The sequence below is a fragment of the Enterobacter sp. SECR19-1250 genome, assembly GCF_013391025.1.
Taxonomy (GTDB): domain Bacteria; phylum Pseudomonadota; class Gammaproteobacteria; order Enterobacterales; family Enterobacteriaceae; genus Enterobacter; species Enterobacter cloacae.
Map to the genome: position 1 here is coordinate 1 of NZ_JACASJ010000192.1, position 4,382 is coordinate 4,382.

The following is a 4,382-nucleotide window of genomic DNA, read 5'->3' on the forward strand; positions in this document are numbered from 1 at the left end:
CGTCGCTTTAATGTCGCCACGCCGTTCCGACGTGTCGGGTGTGTGCATCCTGTTCATCCGGTGAGGCCATCCCCCATGCGTCCTCACGCGGAGGGCTGGTCGTAGCACCGTCGGGTCGTCATCCGAAGGGTGAAATGCACTCCGCCAAAACTTTTTGCGGGGCGCAAAAACTTTTGTCTCCGCCCTTCTTCTGCCGCCCCGCCGTAGCTACTTGGCCCTTGCCGCGAGAGTACCAGCCTGGGAGATGGACAACCACCACCAGAGGAGAAAAGCAGGATGAACACACAGAACGTCAACGTCAAAACCGCCGGAGAGGAAACCGCCGGAAGATGTGGGGAAGAGCAAAACCCTGTTTCTGTCGCGCGGGAGTGGGTGGCTCAGGCCACTGTGCTGAAAGCGGGGGTCACCGTCACCCTGTCCGACGTGTCCCGATACGGCGACGTGCAGGTGGAGATCCGCACCAACGGAACGCTTAACTGGCGCGCATGGTCGTTTGAACCGGATTTTCTTTTTGAACTGAAACGCAACCTGCAATACGTGCAGTTTTAACCGGAGGCCGGATGTCCGGCCTTAACCCAGAGAAGGAGGAAACATGCAGAACCTTAACACCCGTCCGGCGACCCGTAAGGTCGGGCAGAGCACCGAAATCGTGAAGCTGCTGCGCATTCAGGCCAGCGACACCCACGTGGTCGAGTTTGACAACGTGGACACCCGATTTAATGACTGCAACAACTGGCAGGTGATGGCAGGAGGCAAACGTGTCCTGTTCAGCAACCGCATGTATGAGCGTTTTTCAGATGTGAAATCGGGGATCGTGGCAACGATCAACGTGTGTGAAAACAGCGGCAGCGTAACGGATAAAGCGATGCTGGAAGGGGCAAAAGTCATGATGCAGGTTCTTGATGGCTATCCGTCCTTTGCAGCACTGGCAGCACACCCGAAACGCATTACCGGTTAACCGGGTGCCGTGACCGGATCGCACTCCGGCCACGGCGGACCATCACTTAAACACAGGAGTAAAAATCATGGTCACCACCAATACTACGGCAAAAAAAACTGCTAAATCCACCCGCCAGGCAAAATCTGCGGAAAAAATCGCGCAGTCTACCGAGCAGAAGCTCGTCCGGCTGCTCGCTGATACGCCCGTGCAAATCTTCCCGTACTCCCGCCTGTCACACACGGGCTTAAACACGCGCATCATTCCGCATACCGATCAGGAAGTGGAAGAGATGGCTGACAGCATTCAGGCAATGGGCATCCTGCAAAACCTGATCGGTGCAGAACTGCCGGACGGTACGATCGGCATTGTCGGCGGTGAAGGTCGTCGCAGAGGCACAGGCATTCTGGTGATGCGCGGTGTGCTCGATGCAGACACGCCGTTTGTTCCGGTGAAAGTCCTGCCCGTTGAGATGGCGGTGGCGGCCTCGATGATCGAGAACGGTCGACGTAAAAACATGCATCCCGCCGAGCAGATTATCGGTTTTCGTACCCTTCAGCAGGAAGGTAAAACGGCCTCTCAGATCGGCGCACTGATGGGCTATCACCCGCGCCACGTTCAGCGCTGCCTGAAGCTGGCGAATCTTGCCCCCTCCCTGCTGGATGCGCTGGCGCGGGATGAAATCTCCCTTGAACAGTGTGAAGTCCTGACACTTGCTGATACCCATGAGCGTCAGGAGCAGGTCTGGAAAGAGGCTGTTGAACAGTGGCGCGATCCTGCCGTACAGACCCTGCGCAAAATGGTGACCGACGACAAGATGGCCATCAGTCACCCGATGTTTGAGTATGTGGGCGAGGAAGCCTATACCGCCGCTGGCGGTACGCTGACCGCCGACCTGTTCAGCGACAGGGACAGCACCTTTGCCGATGCGGCGCTGGTGAAATCTCTGCTGGCTGGCAAGCTCACCGTGCTCGCCGCCCGCGTTAAGCAGGAGCAGGGCTGGGGCTGGGCTGAGTACCGTATGACGGAACTGCGTGCCAGCGGTGAGGACGGTGAACAGTACCGTTTTGCGATGCCGAAAGCTGTCCTGACGGAAGAAGAACAGAAGCGCGTCAGTGAGCTGGAAGAACAAATGGAAGCGACTGAAAGCTACGATGACGAATACGCGATTCAGGAGCAGATTGATGACATTTACTGCGAGGCGACTTACCGCGAAGCCACGCCGGAATTTCGCGCCGCCCACGGTATCTGGGTGTCATGGGATGGTGACAATTTTCGGGTTCAGCCCGGTATCCGCAGGCTGACCGACGAAGACCGGGTAGCTGAAGAACAGGCGCGTCAGGAACGTGAAAGCAATGTGATCAGACACACCACGCCTGAAATTCCCGCCGACGCTTATCCGGCAACGCTGGTAAAAGCTATGTCAGCCGAACGGACTCTCGCCGTTCAGGCCGAACTGGCGGGTCGTCCCGACGTATCGGTGGCGCTCCTGACGTGGACACTGTGCCTCAGTATGTTTGACCGCAGCTACGGTAAACGCAGCGAACCGCTGAAAGCCTCCGTGTCCTCGAATCAGTATCACCTTGCATCACTGGCTCCATCCGGTGAAGAAGGGAAGGCGCTGACGGCGCTCAAAGCGCAGAAAGAGGCGCTTCAGGCAACGCTGCCCGAAAACTGGCATCTCGATTTCACCTGGCTGCTGTCATGGTCAGCTGAGCAGGTGAACACCCTGCTGGGATTCTGTGCGGCACACGGTATCAACGGTATTCAGGAGCGTATGTACAACCATACGCAGAAAAGCGAACTGGACGGGCTGGAAGCGGCGCTGGACTTTGACCTGCGCAAATGGTGGCAGCCGGATGCCGAGAGCTACTTCGGTAAGCTCACGATTTCCCAGATTGGCAAAGCCTATGAAGAAGCCGGACTCAGCGCCCGTGCAGGTGAAGTTGTGAAGCTCAAGCGCCGCGATGCAGCGAAGGCCGCCGAGCAGGATCTGAATGCTCAGGGCTGGCTGCCTGACTGGATGGTGCGCACAGCGCCAGCCGCTGAGGCTGAAGAAGCCACCGAAACCGACGCTGATACCACTGACCACGCTGCTTAATACCGGAGGCCGCCGCCTTCGGGCGGCGGGAACAGACATGACCATGCAATATGACCTGAACCGAATCAACACCCTGACCGCATCCGACCTGGAGTTTATCCGTCAGCAGGGCGAGGACGCGCGCCGCACCCTGAGCGATGCCGTGACCGGCCTCCTGTCGACACCTGAAGGATGGTGCGTCAGCGCCGAGTTCCGCAGCGAGTTCGGCGGCTTCTTCCCCGTCCAGTGCCGCTTCAGCGCGGACGGCAGTGATGACTGGCATCTGTGCGTGTGCAGTCCCGGCGAAGTCTCGCCGTACTGGCTTCTGGTGCTGCTCTCCTCCGGCGGTGAAGTGGTGCGTACCCTTTACCAGAGCGACACGCTCCAGCCTGACCGGATAAATCAGCTGATCGCGCAGCTGGCAGGTATGCGCCGTTTTAACTGCACTGCCCGCACCGTGGCGAAGCTGATGAATGTGGAGGTGACAGCATGATCCCGTCCTCACACGCGCTCGTTTCCCTGAAGCCCGCCCGTCAGGCTGCAATACAGGCTATCAGCCATGTTGAGTCTGCCCGCGAACGCGGCGCACGACTGCCCGCCATGCCGTATGTGCGTACCTTTCTGCGCCTTCTCACGGGCAGCGGGCGTCTCAACGCCACGGTGGCTAATAAAATACCTGGCCTGCACTGGGTGCCAAATAACCGTCATTCGAACCTGAAACAGGTCGAGGAGGCGCTTAACACCATGATCGCCACCAGTGGTGAAGCCTGCCCGCTGCCGCTCACGATTGATGTACAGGCCGAACTGTTTCCTGAAGTCATGCACACCCGCACGGGTCGACGGCTGCACAGATCCGGCATTAAGACCACGCGCCAGCTGCGCCGCCAGTCCCGCGAGTACGAACAGCGCTGGAAACTGCGCCAGAACCTGCTGGAGCAGGCGAAAATCGACCTGAATTTTCAGTCACCGGAAACCGTCTGCACCTGGTACACCCGGTGGAGCGACGAGTTTGACGCGGCAGAGCTTGCCGGACCGTTCTGGCGCTGGCAGTCGCGGTTCACGTCGCTGAAGGAACTTGACTGGCTTCGCATCAGCGGTGACCCACTGCATGCAGTGATGTACGAAATCCCGTTCATCGTGCGGGAGACACCGGAACCTGTCCGTACTGCTGAGCGCTGGCAGGTACCGAACAAGCTGCGATATCAGCAGGGGGCAGAATGAGAAATAACCCCTGCAAGACGGAGCTGAAAGTCGCGCGCAGCCAGCGTAACAAGCTCCGTACCATGTCGGCAAAGCTGAAAGAGATGTGCGTAAGCGTACAGCGTGAACCGTCTGGTCATAATCTGAAGCATCCGACAAAGTGGT

5 protein-coding genes are annotated in these 4,382 nt (G+C 58.6%); all 5 read left to right on the forward strand.

The genetic code is table 11. From position 1 onward, the window contains the following. Nucleotides 1–276 precede the first annotated feature (276 nt). The 5 genes from HX884_RS25425 to HX884_RS25445 all read left to right on the forward strand — a co-directional run bounded on the left by HX884_RS25425 (nt 277) and on the right by HX884_RS25445 (nt 4,238). Nucleotides 277–549 carry a DUF905 family protein gene (locus tag HX884_RS25425; protein ID WP_061549458.1) on the forward strand — a complete coding sequence of 91 codons (273 nt, stop codon included), beginning with the start codon at nt 277–279 and terminating at the stop codon, nt 547–549. A gap of 43 nt (nt 550–592) precedes the next feature. Continuing rightward, a complete protein-coding gene (locus HX884_RS25430; protein ID WP_032641231.1) occupies nt 593–958 on the forward strand; it encodes a hypothetical protein in 366 nt (121 codons plus the stop codon). Between the two features lie 67 nt (nt 959–1,025). Beyond that, entirely contained in the window at nt 1,026–3,038 is a 2,013-nt protein-coding gene (locus HX884_RS25435; RefSeq protein WP_061549459.1) for a ParB N-terminal domain-containing protein, read from the forward strand. A gap of 37 nt (nt 3,039–3,075) precedes the next feature. Beyond that, the gene (psiB, locus tag HX884_RS25440) at nt 3,076–3,510 is read left to right on the forward strand and encodes a conjugation system SOS inhibitor PsiB (protein ID WP_061549460.1); all 435 of its coding nucleotides are present in this window, start codon (nt 3,076–3,078) and stop codon (nt 3,508–3,510) included. After that, nucleotides 3,507–4,238, forward strand: coding sequence for a plasmid SOS inhibition protein A (locus HX884_RS25445; protein ID WP_110820889.1), 732 nt, complete (start codon nt 3,507–3,509; stop codon nt 4,236–4,238). The genes psiB and HX884_RS25445 overlap by 4 nt, the downstream gene beginning before the upstream one ends. The last annotated feature ends 144 nt before the right edge of the window (nt 4,239–4,382 follow it).

Coding starts and splice junctions, on each gene's coding strand:
- HX884_RS25425 (WP_061549458.1), top strand. CDS start 277: ATGAACACACAGAACGTCAACGTCAAAACCGCCGGAGAGGAAACCGCC.
- HX884_RS25445 (WP_110820889.1), top strand. CDS start 3,507: ATGATCCCGTCCTCACACGCGCTCGTTTCCCTGAAGCCCGCCCGTCAG.
- psiB (WP_061549460.1), top strand. CDS start 3,076: ATGACCATGCAATATGACCTGAACCGAATCAACACCCTGACCGCATCC.
- HX884_RS25430 (WP_032641231.1), top strand. CDS start 593: ATGCAGAACCTTAACACCCGTCCGGCGACCCGTAAGGTCGGGCAGAGC.
- HX884_RS25435 (WP_061549459.1), top strand. CDS start 1,026: ATGGTCACCACCAATACTACGGCAAAAAAAACTGCTAAATCCACCCGC.